General features: G+C 45.4%; 18 protein-coding genes and 2 pseudogenes. 15 read left to right on the plus strand and 5 right to left on the minus strand.

All coding sequences use genetic code 11. The features are described from left to right. The 7 genes and pseudogenes from ACESZH_RS13280 to ACESZH_RS13310 all read left to right on the plus strand — a co-directional run. A pseudogene (locus ACESZH_RS13280) lies at positions 1 to 481 on the plus strand (hypothetical protein); the annotation flags it as partial. A 96-nt stretch (positions 482 to 577) separates the two neighbouring features. After that, positions 578 to 985, plus strand: a complete 408-nt coding sequence (locus ACESZH_RS13285; protein WP_158369683.1) for a holin family protein — start codon at positions 578 to 580, stop codon at positions 983 to 985. A gap of 47 nt (positions 986 to 1,032) precedes the next feature. Then, positions 1,033 to 2,559, plus strand: a complete 1,527-nt coding sequence (locus tag ACESZH_RS13290) for a glucosaminidase domain-containing protein (RefSeq protein ID WP_158369685.1) — start codon at positions 1,033 to 1,035, stop codon at positions 2,557 to 2,559. An 84-nt stretch (positions 2,560 to 2,643) separates the two neighbouring features. Then, on the plus strand, positions 2,644 to 3,042 hold the full coding sequence (locus ACESZH_RS13295; protein ID WP_373216963.1) for an RNA polymerase subunit sigma-70: 399 nt from the start codon (positions 2,644 to 2,646) through the stop codon (positions 3,040 to 3,042). Between the two features lie 4 nt (positions 3,043 to 3,046). Beyond that, positions 3,047 to 3,190 carry a hypothetical protein gene (locus tag ACESZH_RS13300; RefSeq protein ID WP_373216964.1) on the plus strand — a complete coding sequence of 48 codons (144 nt, stop codon included), beginning with the start codon at positions 3,047 to 3,049 and terminating at the stop codon, positions 3,188 to 3,190. 70 nt (positions 3,191 to 3,260) lie between these two features. Continuing rightward, complete coding sequence (locus tag ACESZH_RS13305) at positions 3,261 to 4,766, plus strand: recombinase family protein (RefSeq protein ID WP_178670008.1); 1,506 nt, start codon at positions 3,261 to 3,263, stop codon at positions 4,764 to 4,766. Then, a complete protein-coding gene (locus ACESZH_RS13310; RefSeq protein ID WP_373216966.1) occupies positions 4,759 to 6,339 on the plus strand; it encodes a recombinase family protein in 1,581 nt (526 codons plus the stop codon). The genes ACESZH_RS13305 and ACESZH_RS13310 overlap by 8 nt, the downstream gene beginning before the upstream one ends. Before the next feature lie 75 nt (positions 6,340 to 6,414). Here the strand turns inward: ACESZH_RS13310 and ACESZH_RS13315 are convergent, their stop codons facing one another. The 4 genes from ACESZH_RS13315 to ACESZH_RS13330 form a co-directional block, all read right to left on the minus strand. Beyond that, positions 6,415 to 7,053: a hypothetical protein gene (locus ACESZH_RS13315; RefSeq protein WP_158369692.1), complete on the minus strand. Its 639-nt coding sequence runs from the start codon at positions 7,051 to 7,053 to the stop codon at positions 6,415 to 6,417. 2 nt (positions 7,054 to 7,055) lie between these two features. Next, positions 7,056 to 7,511 (minus strand): RNA polymerase sigma factor, encoded by a 456-nt coding sequence (locus ACESZH_RS13320; protein ID WP_262575231.1) that lies wholly within the window; start codon positions 7,509 to 7,511, stop codon positions 7,056 to 7,058. 350 nt (positions 7,512 to 7,861) lie between these two features. Further along, the gene (locus tag ACESZH_RS13325; protein WP_158369694.1) at positions 7,862 to 8,041 is read right to left on the minus strand and encodes a hypothetical protein; all 180 of its coding nucleotides are present in this window, start codon (positions 8,039 to 8,041) and stop codon (positions 7,862 to 7,864) included. 129 nt (positions 8,042 to 8,170) lie between these two features. Beyond that, on the minus strand, positions 8,171 to 8,344 hold the full coding sequence (locus ACESZH_RS13330) for a hypothetical protein (RefSeq protein ID WP_178670005.1): 174 nt from the start codon (positions 8,342 to 8,344) through the stop codon (positions 8,171 to 8,173). Between the two features lie 158 nt (positions 8,345 to 8,502). Here ACESZH_RS13330 and ACESZH_RS13335 point away from each other — a divergent pair, with 158 nt between their 5' ends. The 4 genes from ACESZH_RS13335 (at position 8,503) to ACESZH_RS13350 (ending at position 11,095) form a co-directional block, all read left to right on the plus strand. After that, entirely contained in the window at positions 8,503 to 9,318 is an 816-nt protein-coding gene (locus ACESZH_RS13335) for a hypothetical protein (protein ID WP_158369867.1), read from the plus strand. Between the two features lie 248 nt (positions 9,319 to 9,566). Further along, a complete protein-coding gene (locus tag ACESZH_RS13340; RefSeq protein ID WP_158369696.1) occupies positions 9,567 to 10,043 on the plus strand; it encodes an Hsp20/alpha crystallin family protein in 477 nt (158 codons plus the stop codon). 148 nt (positions 10,044 to 10,191) lie between these two features. Further along, complete coding sequence (locus tag ACESZH_RS13345; RefSeq protein ID WP_373216969.1) at positions 10,192 to 10,611, plus strand: DUF1810 domain-containing protein; 420 nt, start codon at positions 10,192 to 10,194, stop codon at positions 10,609 to 10,611. A gap of 55 nt (positions 10,612 to 10,666) precedes the next feature. Further along, positions 10,667 to 11,095 carry a DUF2500 domain-containing protein gene (locus ACESZH_RS13350; RefSeq protein WP_373216970.1) on the plus strand — a complete coding sequence of 143 codons (429 nt, stop codon included), beginning with the start codon at positions 10,667 to 10,669 and terminating at the stop codon, positions 11,093 to 11,095. Between the two features lie 391 nt (positions 11,096 to 11,486). Here ACESZH_RS13350 and ACESZH_RS13355 read toward each other — a convergent pair whose 3' ends face one another. Further along, positions 11,487 to 12,659: a M20 family metallopeptidase gene (locus tag ACESZH_RS13355; RefSeq protein ID WP_343839908.1), complete on the minus strand. Its 1,173-nt coding sequence runs from the start codon at positions 12,657 to 12,659 to the stop codon at positions 11,487 to 11,489. 463 nt (positions 12,660 to 13,122) lie between these two features. Between ACESZH_RS13355 and hcp the strand changes: the two genes are divergently transcribed. The 4 genes and pseudogenes from hcp (at position 13,123) to ACESZH_RS13375 (ending at position 16,970) form a co-directional block, all read left to right on the plus strand. After that, positions 13,123 to 14,796 carry a hydroxylamine reductase gene (gene hcp / locus ACESZH_RS13360; RefSeq protein ID WP_373216971.1) on the plus strand — a complete coding sequence of 558 codons (1,674 nt, stop codon included), beginning with the start codon at positions 13,123 to 13,125 and terminating at the stop codon, positions 14,794 to 14,796. Positions 14,797 to 14,853: 57 nt separating this feature from the next. Continuing rightward, a pseudogene (locus ACESZH_RS13365) lies at positions 14,854 to 15,069 on the plus strand (cupin domain-containing protein); the annotation flags it as partial. Positions 15,070 to 15,744: 675 nt separating this feature from the next. Then, positions 15,745 to 16,311 carry a GrpB family protein gene (locus tag ACESZH_RS13370; protein ID WP_373216972.1) on the plus strand — a complete coding sequence of 189 codons (567 nt, stop codon included), beginning with the start codon at positions 15,745 to 15,747 and terminating at the stop codon, positions 16,309 to 16,311. A 365-nt stretch (positions 16,312 to 16,676) separates the two neighbouring features. Beyond that, positions 16,677 to 16,970: an ArsR/SmtB family transcription factor gene (locus ACESZH_RS13375; protein WP_373216974.1), complete on the plus strand. Its 294-nt coding sequence runs from the start codon at positions 16,677 to 16,679 to the stop codon at positions 16,968 to 16,970. The last annotated feature ends 40 nt before the right edge of the window (positions 16,971 to 17,010 follow it).

Here is a 17,010-nt window from a genome sequence, read left to right on the forward strand (position 1 = left end):
GAGACATCATTATGGAACTGATATAATAATTCGCTGTTTTTGTGCAAGAGACAGGAACTTTATTTTGCGGGGCGACACATGGGTAGCCTGGGGCGCAGGGCGGGTACCTGTGGGTATCAATACCGCAGACGGGAATTTCAATACAGTGGAAAAGACCGGTGGTGCGGCAACGGTTACACTGACAACTGCACAGATGCCTGCACATACCCATACGTTTACCGGAAGTTCCGCTACTACAAGCAGCAAAGGGGCGCATACCCACAATGTCGGTCGTGACGGGGATGGTGCATCAGGCTCAAGCACGTATACTGTCCACAGCGCGGGAGTGTCCGGCGCAGGGGGAACATCCCCAACAAACAGCGCGGGCGCGCATACCCATACACTTACCGCGAAAGGCACGAATGCCAATACGGGAGGCGGTGGGGCGCATTCAAACCTTCAGCCGTATATCGTCTGCTATATGTGGAAACGGACGGCTTAATATAAAAAAATAAAACGAATGTGGAAAACAGGCAGTTCATCCTTCGGGACGGCTGCCTTTTTCAATACAAAAATCAAAGAAAGAGAGGAACGGAGCATGAAAAATTTTATTGAAGCGGCACAGTACGCATTCGCGGCACTTGGAGGGGCGGTGGGCGCTGTCATGGGAGGTTTTGACGGATTCCTGTACGCCCTGATTGTGTTCGTGGTGGTGGACTACCTGACGGGCGTCATGGCTGCGGTTCTGAATAAGAAGCTGTCCAGCGAGGTGGGTTTCCACGGGATTTTTAAGAAAGTGGTTATCTTCGCACTGGTGGCGGTGGGGCATATCGTGGATGCCTATGTCATTCAAAACGGGAGCGTCATCCGTACGGCGGTGATTTTCTTTTATTTATCCAATGAAGGGATCAGCATCCTGGAGAACGCATCGGTCCTTGGGCTACCCGTGCCGCAGAAGTTAAAGGATGTATTGGAACAGTTGAAAGATGGGAAAGAGGGAGAGTAAGCATCGGGTTTCCGGTGCTTTTTCCTTTGGAAAGAGAGGACAGGATTATGAAATTAGTACAGAGTATTTTGACTAAAAACCCCTGTTATACGGCAGGGAGAAAGATCACGGTCAAGGGGCTGATGCTCCATTCCGTAGGATGCCCGCAGCCCAAGGCATCGGTGTTTATCAATTCGTGGAACAGCCCGTCTTATAACAATGCCTGTGTGCATGGTTTTATTGACGGCAACGACGGCACGGTGTATCAGACGCTTCCATGGAATCATCGTGGCTGGCACTGTGGTTCCGGCAGTAAGGGAAGCGGAAACAATACCCATATCGGAGTGGAAATGTGCGAACCGGCGTGCATCAAGTACACATCGGGCAGTAACTTTACCTGCTCGGATAAAGCAACGGCAAAGGCTGTGGCAAAGAGAACGTATGAGGCGGCGGTGGAACTGTTTGCTATGCTTTGTAAGCAGTACAACTTAAACCCGACCGCTGATGGCGTCATCATCAGCCACAGGGAGGGGCACAGCCGGGGCATTGCTTCTAACCACGGAGACCCGGAGCATCTGTGGAATGGACTCGGCATGGGCTACACCATGGATGGATTCCGCAAAGCAGTAAAGGCGAAGATGAATGGCTCTGGCAGTTCTGGCAGCAGCACTGGAACTTCCGGCCTGCAGGCGTCTGCCCTTAAAAATCTCTCTGAGGCAGATGTGATCGCCAAGGTGGGGCCGCTGTTTACCGCAGACCAGAAGACAAGCGGTATTCTGGCATCGGTATCCCTGGCACAGTTTATTCTGGAGAGCGGATACGGGAAGAGTGAACTGGCACAGAACGCCAACAACTGCTTTGGCATGAAGAAGTCCCTGTCCGGGAATACCTGGAGTGGTTCCACCTGGGACGGCACTTCCATCTACACCAAGAAAACACAGGAATACGAGAATGGTGCATATATGACGGTAACGGCAGATTTCCGCAAATATCCGTCCGTGGAGAAATCCATTGCAGACCATTCCGCGTATCTTTTGGGAGCGAAGAATGGTGCGAAACTGCGTTATGATGGCTTGAAAGGCTGCACGGACTATAAGAAAGCGGTGCAGATCATCAAGGATGGCGGATATGCAACTTCCCCGACCTATGTGGAGAACCTCTGCTCCATCATTGAGAAGTGGAAGCTGACACAGTATGACGTGGCAAATGCCGGAACTGCGGAAGTCTGGTACCGTGTGCGTAAAACCTGGGCAGACGCAGCATCCCAGAAAGGCGCATTCCACAGCCTTGCCAATGCGAAGAAGTGTGCAGATGAGAATGCGGGGTATTCCGTGTTCGATGAATCCGGCAGGAATATCTATACCGGAAAACAGGCTGCCTTTCAGCCGTATCTGGTGAAGGTGTCAGCCTCTGACCTGCGTATTCGCAAAGGCCCCGGCATCGATAAGGCCAAGACCGGGAAGTACACGGGAAAGGGTATCTTTACGATTGTAGAGGAAGCGGACGGCCCCGGCGCATCCAAGTGGGGGCTTTTGAAAGCGTACCAGAAGAACCGTGATGGCTGGATTTCGCTGGACCATGCACAGAAGGTATAAGTAAAAAGTAATAAAAACGGTGCCCACTGAGGAAGATTTCCTTAGCGGGCATCATTTTTACATGGGCTTTTGTAGTGGAGGGGTATGATGAAGAACCAGGATATTATAAAACTGAATGATTTGAGACAGCAGGGCAAGGGCGCGGCGGAAATCGCGGAAACGCTAAACTTGCCATTGAACACAGTAAAATCTTATCTGCGCCGGCACCCGGAAGCAGACACCTCCCGTGTCTGCCCGCAGTGTGGGAAACCAGTGGTGCAGAAGGAAGGGCGGAAGGAGAAGAAGTTCTGTTCAGATAAATGCCGTAACCAATGGTGGAACAGCCACCAGTCGGAGATCAAAAAAGAGGCATATTACACGCTGGTGTGCCAGTTTTGCGGAAAGGAGTTTGAGAGCTATGGGAATCAGAGAAGGAAGTTCTGCAGCAGGAAATGTTACGGAAACCACAGAAAAAAACTCGCAGGAAAAGTATTCAGCGGATAACCTGATGGTCTACCGGGTGTCCCTTTCCCTGATTGACAGCCTGTATTCGGGCGGGCATCTTACGGCAGCAGACCGGAGGAAAGCATACACAATCATTGCCAGACGCCACGGCTTATCTTTGGATAGTATTTTCGCGGAAACCGCTTGATATATCTCCGCTTTAGAGTGATGAATATGGTACGCCAAAGATGGCGGAAATTGATACAAGGAGGGATAACATGGGCAGAAAAGTGACACGGGTGGCTTTTAACGTACCGGAGATTCCAAAAAAGAAAAACGTGGCGGCTTACTGCCGTGTGTCATCCGGAAAGGACGCCATGCTCCATTCGCTGGCGGCGCAGGTCAGTTATTACAGTGAGCTGATCCAGAGCCATGGGGAATGGGAATATGCCGGGGTCTATGCGGATGAGGCAAAAACCGGAACCAAGGACACCAGGGAAAATTTTGTGCGGCTGCTTTCCGACTGCCGTGCGGGGAAGATTGACTTGATACTGACCAAGTCGATTTCCCGGTTTGCCAGAAATACGGTAACGCTGCTGGAGACGGTGCGGGAGCTGAAGCTGATGGGCGTAGATGTTTACTTTGAAGAGCAGAACATCCATTCCATGAGCACAGACGGGGAGTTCATGCTGACCATCCTGGCATCCTATGCACAGGAGGAGAGCCGGTCGGCAAGCGAGAACCAGAAATGGCGCATCAAGAAGAATTTTGAGGAAGGGAAGCCATGGAGCAGTACGCTTCTTGGTTACCGCAACGTGAACGGGCGCTTTGAGATCGTGCCGGAAGAAGCACAAACCGTGCGGATGATTTTTGACTGGTATCTGGAGGGGCTTGGGGCAACCGCTATCCGGGACCGGCTGAATGCCATGGGAATCAAGACGAGGCTGGGGAATCAGTGGAACAGGAGCCCGATCTTAAAGCTGCTCCGTAATTACACCTATACCGGAAACCTTCTCCAGCAGAGGACCTACCGTGAGAACCACATCACGAAAAAGTGCATCATCAACCAGGGTGAAAAACCGATGTACCTTGCGGAAGGCACCCATGAGGCGATCATTGACATGGATACCTTCAACCAGGTGCAGGAAGAGATCAAACGCAGAGCGGAGAGATATAAAAGCCCGGAAGGAAAAAAGTGTGAGACATATCCCTTCACTGGCATGGTCCGGTGCGGCTGCTGCGGGAAAAATTATGTGAGGTCAGGTACACAAAGTTACCGGACATGGACCTGCAGGACCCGGAGAAAAGAGGGGCTGAAACATTGTGACGCAGAGATCATCCCGGAGGAAGAACTGATACGGCTTACCGCAGAGATACTCAGTGGGGAAGTTACTGAGGATGCCGTCAGGGATAAAATAACGGTTATCCGGGCAGAGAAAGACCGCACCCTGGTATTCTGTTTCAAGAATGGCAAGGAAACCGTTAAACAGTGGCGGGAGCATGAAACCGTGCATGTCTGCACAGAGGAGCAGAAGAGGCAGATCAGCCGGAAAAATTCTGGCAGGAAACGGACAGAGGAACAGCGCAGGCAGCAAAGTGAGCGGATGAAGGAATACTGGAAAGACCGCGAGTTCCCGGAGGAGCAGCGCAGACGGCAGAGTGAGCAGATGAAAGCATATTGGAATGACCGGGAAGCATCAGAGGGGCACAGGCAGACGGTGAGCCGCCTGATGAAAGAAATGCGGGCAAAGGAAACAGGAAAGGGGGCGCAGAACGATGGCTAATGTGACAGTGATCCCGGCAACCAGGAATTTCCACACCGGAATAAGGAAAGATGCCGTGGTCCAGAAAAAGACCGCCGGATATGCCCGTGTCAGCACGGACAGTGAGGAGCAGCAGACCAGCTACGAGGCGCAGGTGGATTATTACACTAACTACATTAAAAATAACCCGGAATGGGAGTTTGTCGGCGTGTATACCGATGAGGGTATCAGCGCAACCGGCACCAAGCACCGGGACGGCTTTAACCAGATGATACAGGATGCGCTGGACGGAAAGATCGATTTGATCGTCACCAAGTCGGTATCCCGGTTTGCAAGGAACACGGTGGACAGCCTTACCACGGTGCGGAAACTAAAGGAAAAGGGCGTGGAGGTGTACTTCCAGAAAGAAAACATTTACACTCTGGACTCCAAAGGGGAACTGCTGATCACCATCATGTCCTCCCTGGCGCAGGAAGAATCCCGGTCCATTTCAGAGAATGTGACCTGGGGCCAGAGAAAGCGGTTTGCAGACGGCAAAGTCAGCATCGCCTACAGCTCTTTCCTCGGCTACCAGAAAGGGGAGGACGGGCAGATGGAGATCGTGCCGGAGGAGGCAGAAATTGTAAGGCTTATTTACCGGATGTTCATGCAGGGAAAGACGCCTTACGCCATTGCAAAGTACCTGATGGAAAAGAAGGTCCCCACACCGACCGGGAAACAGCGGTGGCAGCACCGGACGATTGAGAACATACTGACCAATGAAAAGTACAAGGGCGATGCCAGGCTCCAGAAGTGCTATACGGTGGACTTCCTTTCCAAGAAGCGGAAAGTGAATGAGGGCGAGGTTCCGCAGTATTATGTGGAAGGCAGCCATGACGCCATCATCGCACCTGCAGAGTGGCAGATGGTACAGCTGGAGATGGAACGCAGGAGGAACATGGGGCGGAGCCATAACTGCTGCGGAACGTTTTCTGCAAAGCTGAAATGCGGAGACTGCGGGGAATTCTTCGGTTCCAAGGTCTGGCACTCTAACAGCAAGTATAAACGCACCATCTGGCAGTGCAACGCCAAGTTTAAGGGAGAGAGCAAGTGTACTACGCCGCATCTGTACGAACAGCGGATACAGGAGTTATTTCTGGAGGCGCTGGGGCGGCTACTGGAAAACCGGGAGACGGTCATGGATGACTGCCGTGCAGTGATGGATGTACTTGGGGATTGCAGCACCATTGAGAAGGAACTGGAATCCGTCAGTAGCGAGATGGAGGTAGTCACCGGGCTGATCCAGAAGCTGATTGTGGAAAACGCAACCCGGAAACTGGATCAGAACGATTACCGCAGGAAGTATGAGGGATATGTGAATAAGTACGCAGCTTTAGAGAGCCGGATGGACAGCCTGAAAAAAGACCGGGAGAGCCGGGAAATCAAGTTTGACATTTTCAGCGGGTTCCTGTTTGAACTGAGTGAACTGGAGGAACTGCCGCTGGAATTCGAAGTGAAGCTGTTCCACAGCCTGGTGGATTATGCAACAGTGTACCATGACGGGAGGGTGGTGTTTGCCTTTCGGAATGGCGCGGAGGTTGAGACAAGAATATAGGAAAAGAGGGATGCCCCGGAATTCAGTGTGGAGATGCTGGTTCCGGGGCTTATTTTTGTTAATGTATAGCACAGTTTATTCTGTTTTCAGTTCTGGATAACTTACCAAGCTAAGAATTTCTCCCTTTCCTACCCCATCTATTTCACGGAGTGAAACGGTCATCTGAAATTGCAAGCTGTCACGTTCATTATATACACAATAAGTAATGGTTGCTGTTTGATCTGAAACTGAAAACAAATCCTGCGGATCTAATATATTTCCTTCTGCATCGTAAATCCTCATATCCTTATTTTTCCAATAATCAGGAATCCAGTATATATAATCTTCGTCTGAAAAAATCTGTTCTAAGCCATCGTCTGAGTCATTACAGATGGTTTCACAATAATAACCGTCGTTTGCCGATATATAGAGAGAATATCCTTCACCTAAAGGCGTTTGTATTTTTTCAAGCGTAAATGTTTTATCCGGTATTAAGTCAATCTCGCTGGCTCCGGATAGATCCTGGGCATATACTTTAATCGGATACTCATCCATTATCCCGTAATGCCCATTCGCAAAAAATCCTGTTATTCCAATGATAAGCAATAAAAAAACAGCACTGCAATAACGCAATTTTAATGCCTTCTTCCTTTGCTTGGCAATTTGGTGTGCATTTTCAATAATCTGGACTTTTTTCTTTTCACTTAGCATGATTTCAGTTTTCAATTCATTCATTGTCATTCTCCTATTTTTAATTTTAATTGCTCACGAGCCCGCTGTAGCCGTTTTTTTACCGCAGCATCAGATATTTTTAATATGTTTGAAATTTCCTTTACCGAATAACCTTCTATGGAATGTAAAATGATAACGGATTTATATTTTGTGGGTAATAAGGAAATCTCCCTCAAAATTTCCTGTTCACCTAAAGTGGTTTCAGATATATCCGTTTCACTAATAGGGGAAGAAGGATGACGTTTCCAGTATCGGATTTGGTTTTTGCATATATTGATGCAGACGCGCATTAACCACGCTTTTGCATGCTCTTCATCTTTCAACTTTGGTTTTTTTAATAAATATCTCACATAGGTTTCCTGAACGGCATCTTCAGCGTCATGGGTATTTGATAGCATGAATAGCGCCATTCGATAAAGAAGATCCATATGCTCAGTAAATAATGTTTCTGCTCTCATCATCTTTACCTCTTTATATAGAACACACCATAGAGCTTAATGCGGTGACATTATTATTTTATAAAATTTCAAATAGCTGAACTATAAATTGAAATGCCGTCTTGTTTATTATTATCGATAAAGGAATATGTGTCCATATGAAAATGTGGAAAGGGGCTGGAGAAGGTGGCAGTTGATTAGCCAGATACTCAGAAAAATGGGAAATGAATAAATACAACATAAAGACCGTTGGTGGGTACGGATATAGTTTTGAAACGTGAAAAAACCGGCAGTTGCAACTATGAAGTAACTGCCAGTTTTTTTTCAATAAAAATAACCAGGTATATCAAACTGACCTGGTTATCTTAATTTTGTTATTGTATCTGGTCTGTCTTGATCTCCCCGCGTTCTTTTTCTATCTGCTCCAGATGCTGGATCAGTACATATTCAATGTAATTCGTCATAGAGCGGTGTTCATCTGTAGCAAGAATCCCGATTTTGTCAAACACTTCGTCCGACAGACGCAGAGTAAATACACGCTTGTTGGTTGCCATTTCCCTTGCCCTCCGTTCCGGGTATGAATTTATGGTATACCAATATGCGGTAAATTTATACGTTCACTAGACAGCTAAGTGATAGCACTTTACATCAAAAAGTGAAAAAGTAGACACAGATGGCAGTCTTTATTCTTCCATTTTAATTTCTCCATGCTCTTTTTCCACATCTTCTAAATGTTTGATCAGTATGTATTCAATATAGTTGGTTAAGGAGCGGTGTTCGCTGGTAGCCAGAATGCCGATTTTATCGAATACTTCATCTGACAAACGTAAAGTAAATACTCTTTTATTGGTTGCCATATTCCCTGTCCTCCAATTTTAGTATAGGTAAATGGTAATCGAAATTGGATGTGAAATATACAGTCACTTGACAGGTAAGTGATAGCACTTTATATTGTAAGAGTAGTGAAAACAAAAGAAAGAGTGATAAGAGTGAAGAAAGTGATAAGGTGTGGAGTATGAAAAGGTTGTGCCAATGGATAAAGGCAAAATGGAGGAAATTCTGGAGGGATGATGAGTATGATCCTTATGTGAAGCATTTGAGCCAGTCGGATAAAAGGGAACTGTGGTATGGAGCTTTTATGGTCTGCATGTCCGTGGTCGCCCTTTGCAGTTTTTCGATTGCGTTCAGTAACATCCGGGTGAGCCGCCAGAACAGCGAAGATATGGAAGAACTTATGGAAATGGTAGCCACATATATGGGTTCTGCCACGAAGGATGAATATGAGGAGATTGCAAAGACCATACGGCATGATCTGGTGTTTTCTGAATATGGGCAGGAAATAGAGAACTATATCCGTTATATTCCCAATACGGCAGACATCTGCCGGACATGCGGAGAAGGGTTCCCGTCACAGGTGTACCTTGTGTGTACCAATACGGGAGAACTGTATGACCTAGATTTATTTGAAAAAGGGGCGAATCCGGACGCTGGCGAATATGGTTACATGAGCATGAGCTTTGGATATGATGAGGTAAGCCAGACAAGTCTGCATATCACAAAAACTCCGGAGAATAAGGAAGGAACTGTGACAGTGCAGAGGGGACGAGGGATTGTCAGCGTCCAGAGAATGAAATCGTTATTTTGTGATGACTGTATCCGGGAGATGTTAGAAACAGTTGAAAACCAGCTGGTAGAAGAATTCGTGATCTTTGACGCAGAAGGACAGAAGTTTTACGCTGTGGATGACGGAAGTGTGCAGATCGGGGATTATGAACTGCAGGTGGAGTATGACGAGGGAGATTATGAAATAGAAGTGCGGTATGCGAAATAGGTGGGAAAAAGCATGGATATAAAAGCAGATAGTTTTTGGGTTAATTACATACGTGTGAATAACAGTTCACAGAAAATTCACAAAAATTATTAGCACTCACTCTTGACGAGCGCTAATAAAAGTGTTATAACACAGATAGAACAAAGGAGAAGGAAAGAAAGGAACCAGAAAAGGGTTCCGGTTTCTTCCCAATCATCCCCAGTTCCAATTAACAAGATGTTTTTAATTAGGAAAAGGAGCGATGACTTATGATGACACCTAGTATTTTTGGAGAGAACTTATTTGACGATTTCTTTGATGACTTTTTTGATTTCCCGTCCTTTGACGATAAGGCGATGCGTAAAGCGGAGCGGAAACTGTATGGACGCCATGCGGCGAATATGATGAAGACCGATGTGCAGGAACATGACGACCACTATGAGGTGGACATTGATCTGCCAGGCTTTAAGAAAGACGAACTTTCCCTGGAGCTGAAAGATGGCTATCTGGTAATCAGCGCGGCGAAGGGGCTTGACAAGGACGAGAAGGAAAAGAAAACAGGCAGATTTGTCCGCCGGGAGCGTTATGCAGGCAGCATGAGCCGGTCTTTCTATGTCGGGGAGGATGTAAAGCAGGAAGATATTCATGCGAAATATGAAAGCGGGGTATTGAAACTGAGCATTCCGAAGGCAGAAACAAGGAAGCCGGAGGTTGAAGAAAAGAAATATATTGCCATCGAGGGATAACGGCACCTCTTAATATAAATTAAAACCAGGCAGCCCGGAGTTCGGCGCGGTGTGTGTGAAACCGTCCGGCTCCGGGCTTTTTTTGTTTGTGGTAGGAAAAAAGCCTGACCTGTGGTAGAATAATGGCAAACAGAGGAGGCAACAGAGAATGGATAACAATTTAGAGCGATTTTTAATCGCACAGCAGACTTATTATCAAACTGCCTTGCAGGAGATAAAATCCGGGAAGAAGCGCAGCCATTGGATGTGGTTTATTTTTCCGCAGATAGCGGGGCTTGGCTACAGTGAGACTGCCCGGTATTATGCTATTAAGAATATGGAAGAAGCGAAAGCATATATGGAAGATTACACGCTTGGAACGAATCTGATTGAAATATCTCAGGCACTTCTGGAGATAAAATCCAATGATGCGGACGAAGTGATGGGCCGGCCGGATAACTTGAAACTGAAATCTTCCATGACCTTATTTGCTCTGGCAAAACCGGAATGTGAAGTATTCCAGAAGGTATTGGACAAGTTCTTCCATGGGGAACGGGATCAGAGAACTGTGGAGATTTTGAGAGGATAATTTTTGAAACTAATAAATGTGTATGGTTTCCAGATACAAATAGGGAGGAACTGAAATGAGATTTGGTTATGGCGGATTTGACATGGGTTTCGGTGCATTTGAAATCATGTTTACTATAGTATTTGTAATCGTCATTGGAACCTTTATTGTAACGGCTGTGAAAGGAATCAGTACGTGGAATAAAAATAATCAGTCTCCGCATTTGTCTGTATCGGCAGTGATTGTATCCAAACGAACAGAGGTTACGCACCACAGTCATGCAAATGCTGGTGATGCGACGGGAGTGCATGGATATAGTACATCTTCTTCTACGTGGTACTATGTGACATTTCAGGTTGAAAGTGGAGACCGGATGGAGTTTTCTGTTAACAGCTCAGAGTATGGTATGTTAGCGGAGGGAGATTGTGGAAAGCTGTCCTTGCAGGGGACAAGGTATTTATCTTTTGAACGTAATGAAGGATGTGATTTTAGCAAAATTCGATGAGGAAGATGTTATTTAGATCTTATTTGTGTCAAAGAAACATTCAATTTCTATAAAAAATGAGTATCTGCATATGGTAATACGTTGCCCCGACTATTGTGAAGTCTGGTGATATGGAAATCACTTTTTAGATTCACATTTGTGCATACTGAATTATAATTTCTACGAGAATATTCGTAAAGGCTGCTGCGTACCGCAGATGCGGCAAGGCCTTGACGAATATTCTCATAGAAACGAACACGTAATCAAGCACAAAAAGGCGATTTCCGAGTACTGGAACTCTGATTTCCAAATTTCCAGATTCGAGATTTCGAGCCGCAAGAATATTCATCTCGGTCGCATATTCAGGATATTCGGAAAAATACCAGTCTTCAACAGGATGTCCTTATCTTATTTATTGGTGTTCTTCCAGCCAGCGGACTGCACAGTGCGCCAAACAAGCGGAGCCGATTGGACAAACATCCTCATTGAACCGAACTTTCGGATTGTGTGCAGGAGCATCTCCCCGTTCATCCATATATCCTGCCGAAAGATACATGTATACGCTGGGGACTCTCTCTGCAATATTCGCAAAGTCCTCAGAAGCACTGGCTGATGTGTCAGGAACAGGAGTCAGACCAGGGATTGGCAGTTCTTTCATATAGTCCACTATTTCGTTCGTCATATCAGGATCACATACTAACGGCGGCACCTCAGAAATCATCTCAATCTCTGCCGATCCTCCAAATACCTCCGCAGTCTTGTGAACAACCTCCTTCAGCCGCCGAAGCAGTTTCTCGCGGCTGGCACTGTCATTGGTGCGCAAGGTTCCTTGGAGGACGGCAGTATCCGGGATGATGTTGGGTGCTGAACCTGCGGAAAAATTGCCGATGGTTAGCACACAGGATTTGCTGGGATCTGCTTCCCGCGCAATCAACGATTCAAAGGCAAGGTACATATGAACACCGATATTGATTGGATCGATGGAACTGTGCGGATATGCGCCGTGAGCACCCCGTCCATGGATTGTGATTCGGAAACCATCCACAGAGTACATCATGGTTCCGCCGCTGTTGTACATGAATAAGCCCACAGGCATCCTGCCAGAACCGACATGATAGGCTAGAGCTGCATCCACACCCTCCAGTATCCCATGCGCCAGCATATCTTTCGCACCCTCAAAGGTTTCTTCCGCAGGCTGGAACATAAACCGGACCCTGCCAGCCAGCATGGATTCATTTTCTTTCAGCATCTTTGCCGCTGTCAGCAGCATGGCTGCATGGAAATCATGGCCGCAGGTATGAGCCTCTGTGCCGGTTGGACAGGAAAAGGGTTCGCCGCTTTCCTCCGGCATAGGCAGTGCATCCATATCCGCTCGGAGCAGGATTGTTCTGCCCCCTTCCTTGCCCAACTCCGCAGTCACTCCATGCCCGCAGGGATGTGGAGCCAATCCATGTCCTCTCAACTGATCCATAATATAGGCTTGTCCTTTTGGCATATGAAGGCCCACTTCTGCGTTGCGGTGCAGCCAACGGCGGTGAGAGATAGTTTCTTCACGCAGTGCCAGCGCCCGTTTATAAAAATCCATAATCATACCTCCTTAATTTGCTGCGAAAAATTAATAAACATATATTGAGAAAATTATAGCAATCGGCGTTGATAACGTCAACAATGTTTATAGTTTGCCCACTATTTACAAAAAAGACGCATCTGGGCATCACAAAAGTTTTAGCAAGCCGCATGGGTAGACGTAACAAAAGCCGGTGTTACATGGAATGGGGATGCTTCAGAATGGTGTGTTGAGCCATATAACACAGTAGTATAGCATACAGACCTTGGGGAAAGTCTATAAACACTACTGTTTTATAATACGGGGGATGTTTTATTTCTGGCGGAGCGAAATTATGTTGCGTGTATGGGCTGTTCTACAAGAGATAAAGCCCGGGCAGAAGAGAGAGTTGCTATATGGGAAGTTTTTCCTGTGATAAGTATATTTTTTTTATGCTGGCTAATACTATATCACAAAAATGAATGATAAGGAAGGTCAGTATATGAGCAATAACATGGATTTAGGTTATGAGATGTTTTGTTATCAGTGTGAACAGACAGCGAATGGAAAGGGCTGTACAAAGTTAGGCGTTTGTGGAAAAACACCGGAAATTGCCAATCTGCAGGATTTATTGATTTTTCAGATCAAAGGGATCAGCTGTTTTGGAAAATCACTGGCGGCAGCTGGACAGGAGATTGAAAAAAGCGTGATAAGTTTTATTGAAAACATTCTTTTCACCACGCTTACAAATGTCAATTTTGATGCTAAGGAACATGTGAAATTGCTGAGAAAATCACAGGAAATCAAAGAAAATTTAAGGGAAAGGGCAGGGGAGATTAAAAATCATACTGCCCATGCTTCTTATGATCTTCCGGAAACAAAGACGGAGATGTTAAAGGATGCGCATCTGGCAGGAATTATGTATGATAAATCCTTAGATCCGGATATTCGTTCTTTGAGGCAAACGATTTTATACGGACTAAAAGGTATCAGCGCATACGGGCATCAGGCGAGAGAACTGGGCTATTACAGTGACCAGGTAGATGATTTTTATATTCAGGCATTGGAGGCTCTCACAGACGATAGCCTTACAGTAGAAGAACTGATCCGGATGACCATGCGTACCGGAGAAATGGCAATTGCGGTCATGAAAAAACTGGATGAAGCAAATACGGAGGTTTACGGAAATCCAGCTCCGCACAAGGTCAATATCCATATGAAGAAGGGGCCTTTTATTATTGTTTCAGGTCATGATCTCAAGGATCTGGAAATGCTGCTGGAACAGACAAAGGGGAAAGGAGTCAATATTTATACGCATGGAGAAATGCTGCCATGTCATGGGTATGAGGGATTAAAAAAATATCCTCATCTTGTGGGAAATTTCGGAGGGGCATGGCAGGATCAGCAAAAGCAGTTTGACAACCTTCCGGGATGTATTTTGATGACCACGAACTGCCTGATGCGGCCAAGGGAGAGTTATAAAGACCGGATCTACAGCACGAATGTGGTAGGATGGGAAGGAGTAAAGCACATCGGCAGAAAAGAAAACGGGGACAAGGATTTTAGTGAAATCATTCAACAGGCAATAGAACTGGGCGGTTATCCGGAAGATCAGGAGCCGCAGGAGATATTGGTTGGATTTGGGCATCATGCCGCATTAAGTTATGCTGAAAAAATCGTGGAGGCTGTAAAGGCGGGAAAAATCAGGCATTTCTTTCTGATTGGCGGTTGTGACGGAGCAAGACCCGGACGAAATTATTATACAGAGTTTGCAAAGCTGGTTCCGGAAGACTGCATGATTTTAACGCTGGCATGTGGAAAATACAGATTTAATAAACTGGAATTTGGAGAAGTAGCGGGCTTGCCCAGGCTTCTGGATGTCGGGCAGTGCAATGATGTATATTCTGCAATACAGATTGCGACAGCCCTGGCAGATGCTTTTGATACCGATGTAAATGGGCTGCCGCTGTCATTGATCTTATCCTGGTATGAGCAAAAGGCAGTTGCTGATTTGCTGGCGCTACTGAGTCTGGGAATAAAAGGTATTTATCTGGGTCCAACCCTGCCGGCATTTTTGAGTCCGAATGTGCTGCAGTATCTGGTGGACACTTTTGATTTGCGGCTGATCAGTAATGCGGAGGATGATATTAAGAACTGCCTGAAACAGAATATTTAAGGAATTTGCATCAGGGGGTGAGGGCTGCCTCTCCAGCCGTTTATGATGGTATAGGAGATAACGCTGTTTTCCTTCGATAAAGGAGAAGAAATTTCCACCCATGCATCCGGTGGGGATGCGATGGTAACTGTGCTGGAAGGCATAGGGAAATTCACCGTAGGGGGCAAAATATTTATTCTTAATGAGGGAGAAACGCTCATTATGCCTAAGGATGTTCCGCATGCAGTGTACGGAGAGGAACGGTTCAAAATGCAATTGACGGTTTCTTTTTGAATATCCTGTCAGGTTGATAATTTAACAATAGGGAAATTTTCAGGTAAAAGGCTCAAATTTAACGATAGCAGACATGAAAAGGCGCTATCGTTAAATTTTTATATAGGCAGTCGCAAAAAAGGAACAATATCTACTCAAAAAACGATAGGGTGCATTTTCAAACCCAAGGGTGCAAATTTAACGATTCCTACTCAGAAAACGATAGTATCGTTAAATTATACCCTCAAGGCTCACGAAAAAGATACAATCCCTACTCGAAAAACGATAACAGCACCTACGAGGGTGCATCCGACATTACAGAAAACGCCCTAACCATGGGCGTTTTCGTATACTCAAAAAACGATAGCTCCGATTTTGGAATTGTATCAATTTGCTTACGCAATATGGCTTGCGTACCATAAATTGATACAATGCACCCTTTGAGCGTTGAGGGTGCAAATTTAACGATTACCCCTACTCAAAAAACGATAGGGTGCATTTGGGTAGAAATGGCGGATTTTTCAGTCTCATGATGATTGAAGTGTTGTTTAGTATCAGGATGTAATAGCAGATAGAAAAGTTCATACTTGTATGTTATACTGGATAAAAGAGACAAACTGAGCCAAATCGCTACGCCACAGCCTTGGTAGGTCATCGCGCAGCGATTTGGTTCAATCGATGTGAGGAAAGTTGGAAATGGGAAAAGAACTATCGGAAATGTCTTTAGAAGAATTATGGGAACTGTTTCCTATATTCTTGGTTGAACATAATGATAAGTGGAATATATATTATGATGAAATTGAAAATTTTCTAAAAATCACATTGTCTAAGTACCCGATTGAGAGAATTAGTCATATTGGGAGTACTGCAATATCTGGGATATGGGCAAAAGATATTGTTGATGTACTGATTGAAGTATCAAAGGATTCCGATATTGAGAATACTGCAAAGGTAATTGAAAAGAACGGGTTTATTCGTATGTCAACAGAAGCGGATAGAATATCGTTTAATCGTGGATATATGAAAGACGGATTTGCTGATAAAGTTTTTCATGTACACCTCCGCTATGCTGGAGATAATGATGAATTGTATTTTAGAGATTATTTGAATGAACATACACAAATAGCCAAGGAATATGAAAGGATGAAATTGCAATTGTGGAAGTTGTTTGAACATAATCGGGATGCTTATACTGACGCAAAGACAGAGTTTGTTAAGAAGTGGACATCTGAAGCAAAAAATGTTTACACAGGAAGGTACTGACAAATCCAGTTTGCCGAGGAGAAGCAAACCCAGCCGATCTGGTCAACATTCTGGTTATTGTCTATTCCGATGCGAAAGAAGCCGACATTAATCGTTTCGATACACAACACATCCCGATGAGCCAGTTGGTTTCCTACGAAAACCTGTAAACAGTGGCGGTTGAAATGCTACATTGAAAATCGGTTCTCATGGTTTAGATAGCCCTCGATGTAGAAAAGCCAGAGGGTAGAGGCGTCTACCTACTGGCTTTTATTATGCAAGAAGAATTTTGATGAATAAAACTTTAATATAGACCATTGTTCCATATTTTTAAAACTTATGAATTTCTGCTTGATTTTTATCGAAGTAGAATGTATACTAGAGCCATGGAAAAAAATTTAGAGCAAAATCAATATGAAGTTTTAACCAAAATCTTTCGCGCATTATCTGATAAGACCAGGCTTGAGATTATAAAAATATTAAGAGATAAGGGAGGTGAAATGAATTGCGGGGAAATAGGGGAGCGTATTAACATTCCTAAATCAACAGCTTCTTATCACTTTAGAACGCTTAGGGAGGCCGGCCTGACCAGAACCCGTAAAGAATCTCTTAATATCTATGTATCACTGCGTGAAGAAACATTTGAGAAGTATCTGCCAAATTTTCTTGATACTTTATAGTCCAGCAAGGAGGTAAAGTATCAAGATTATTTTTGCTCTA

Source organism: Ruminococcus sp. 5_1_39BFAA (genome assembly GCF_964240875.1).
In the GTDB taxonomy this organism is placed as follows: domain Bacteria; phylum Bacillota; class Clostridia; order Lachnospirales; family Lachnospiraceae; genus Blautia_A.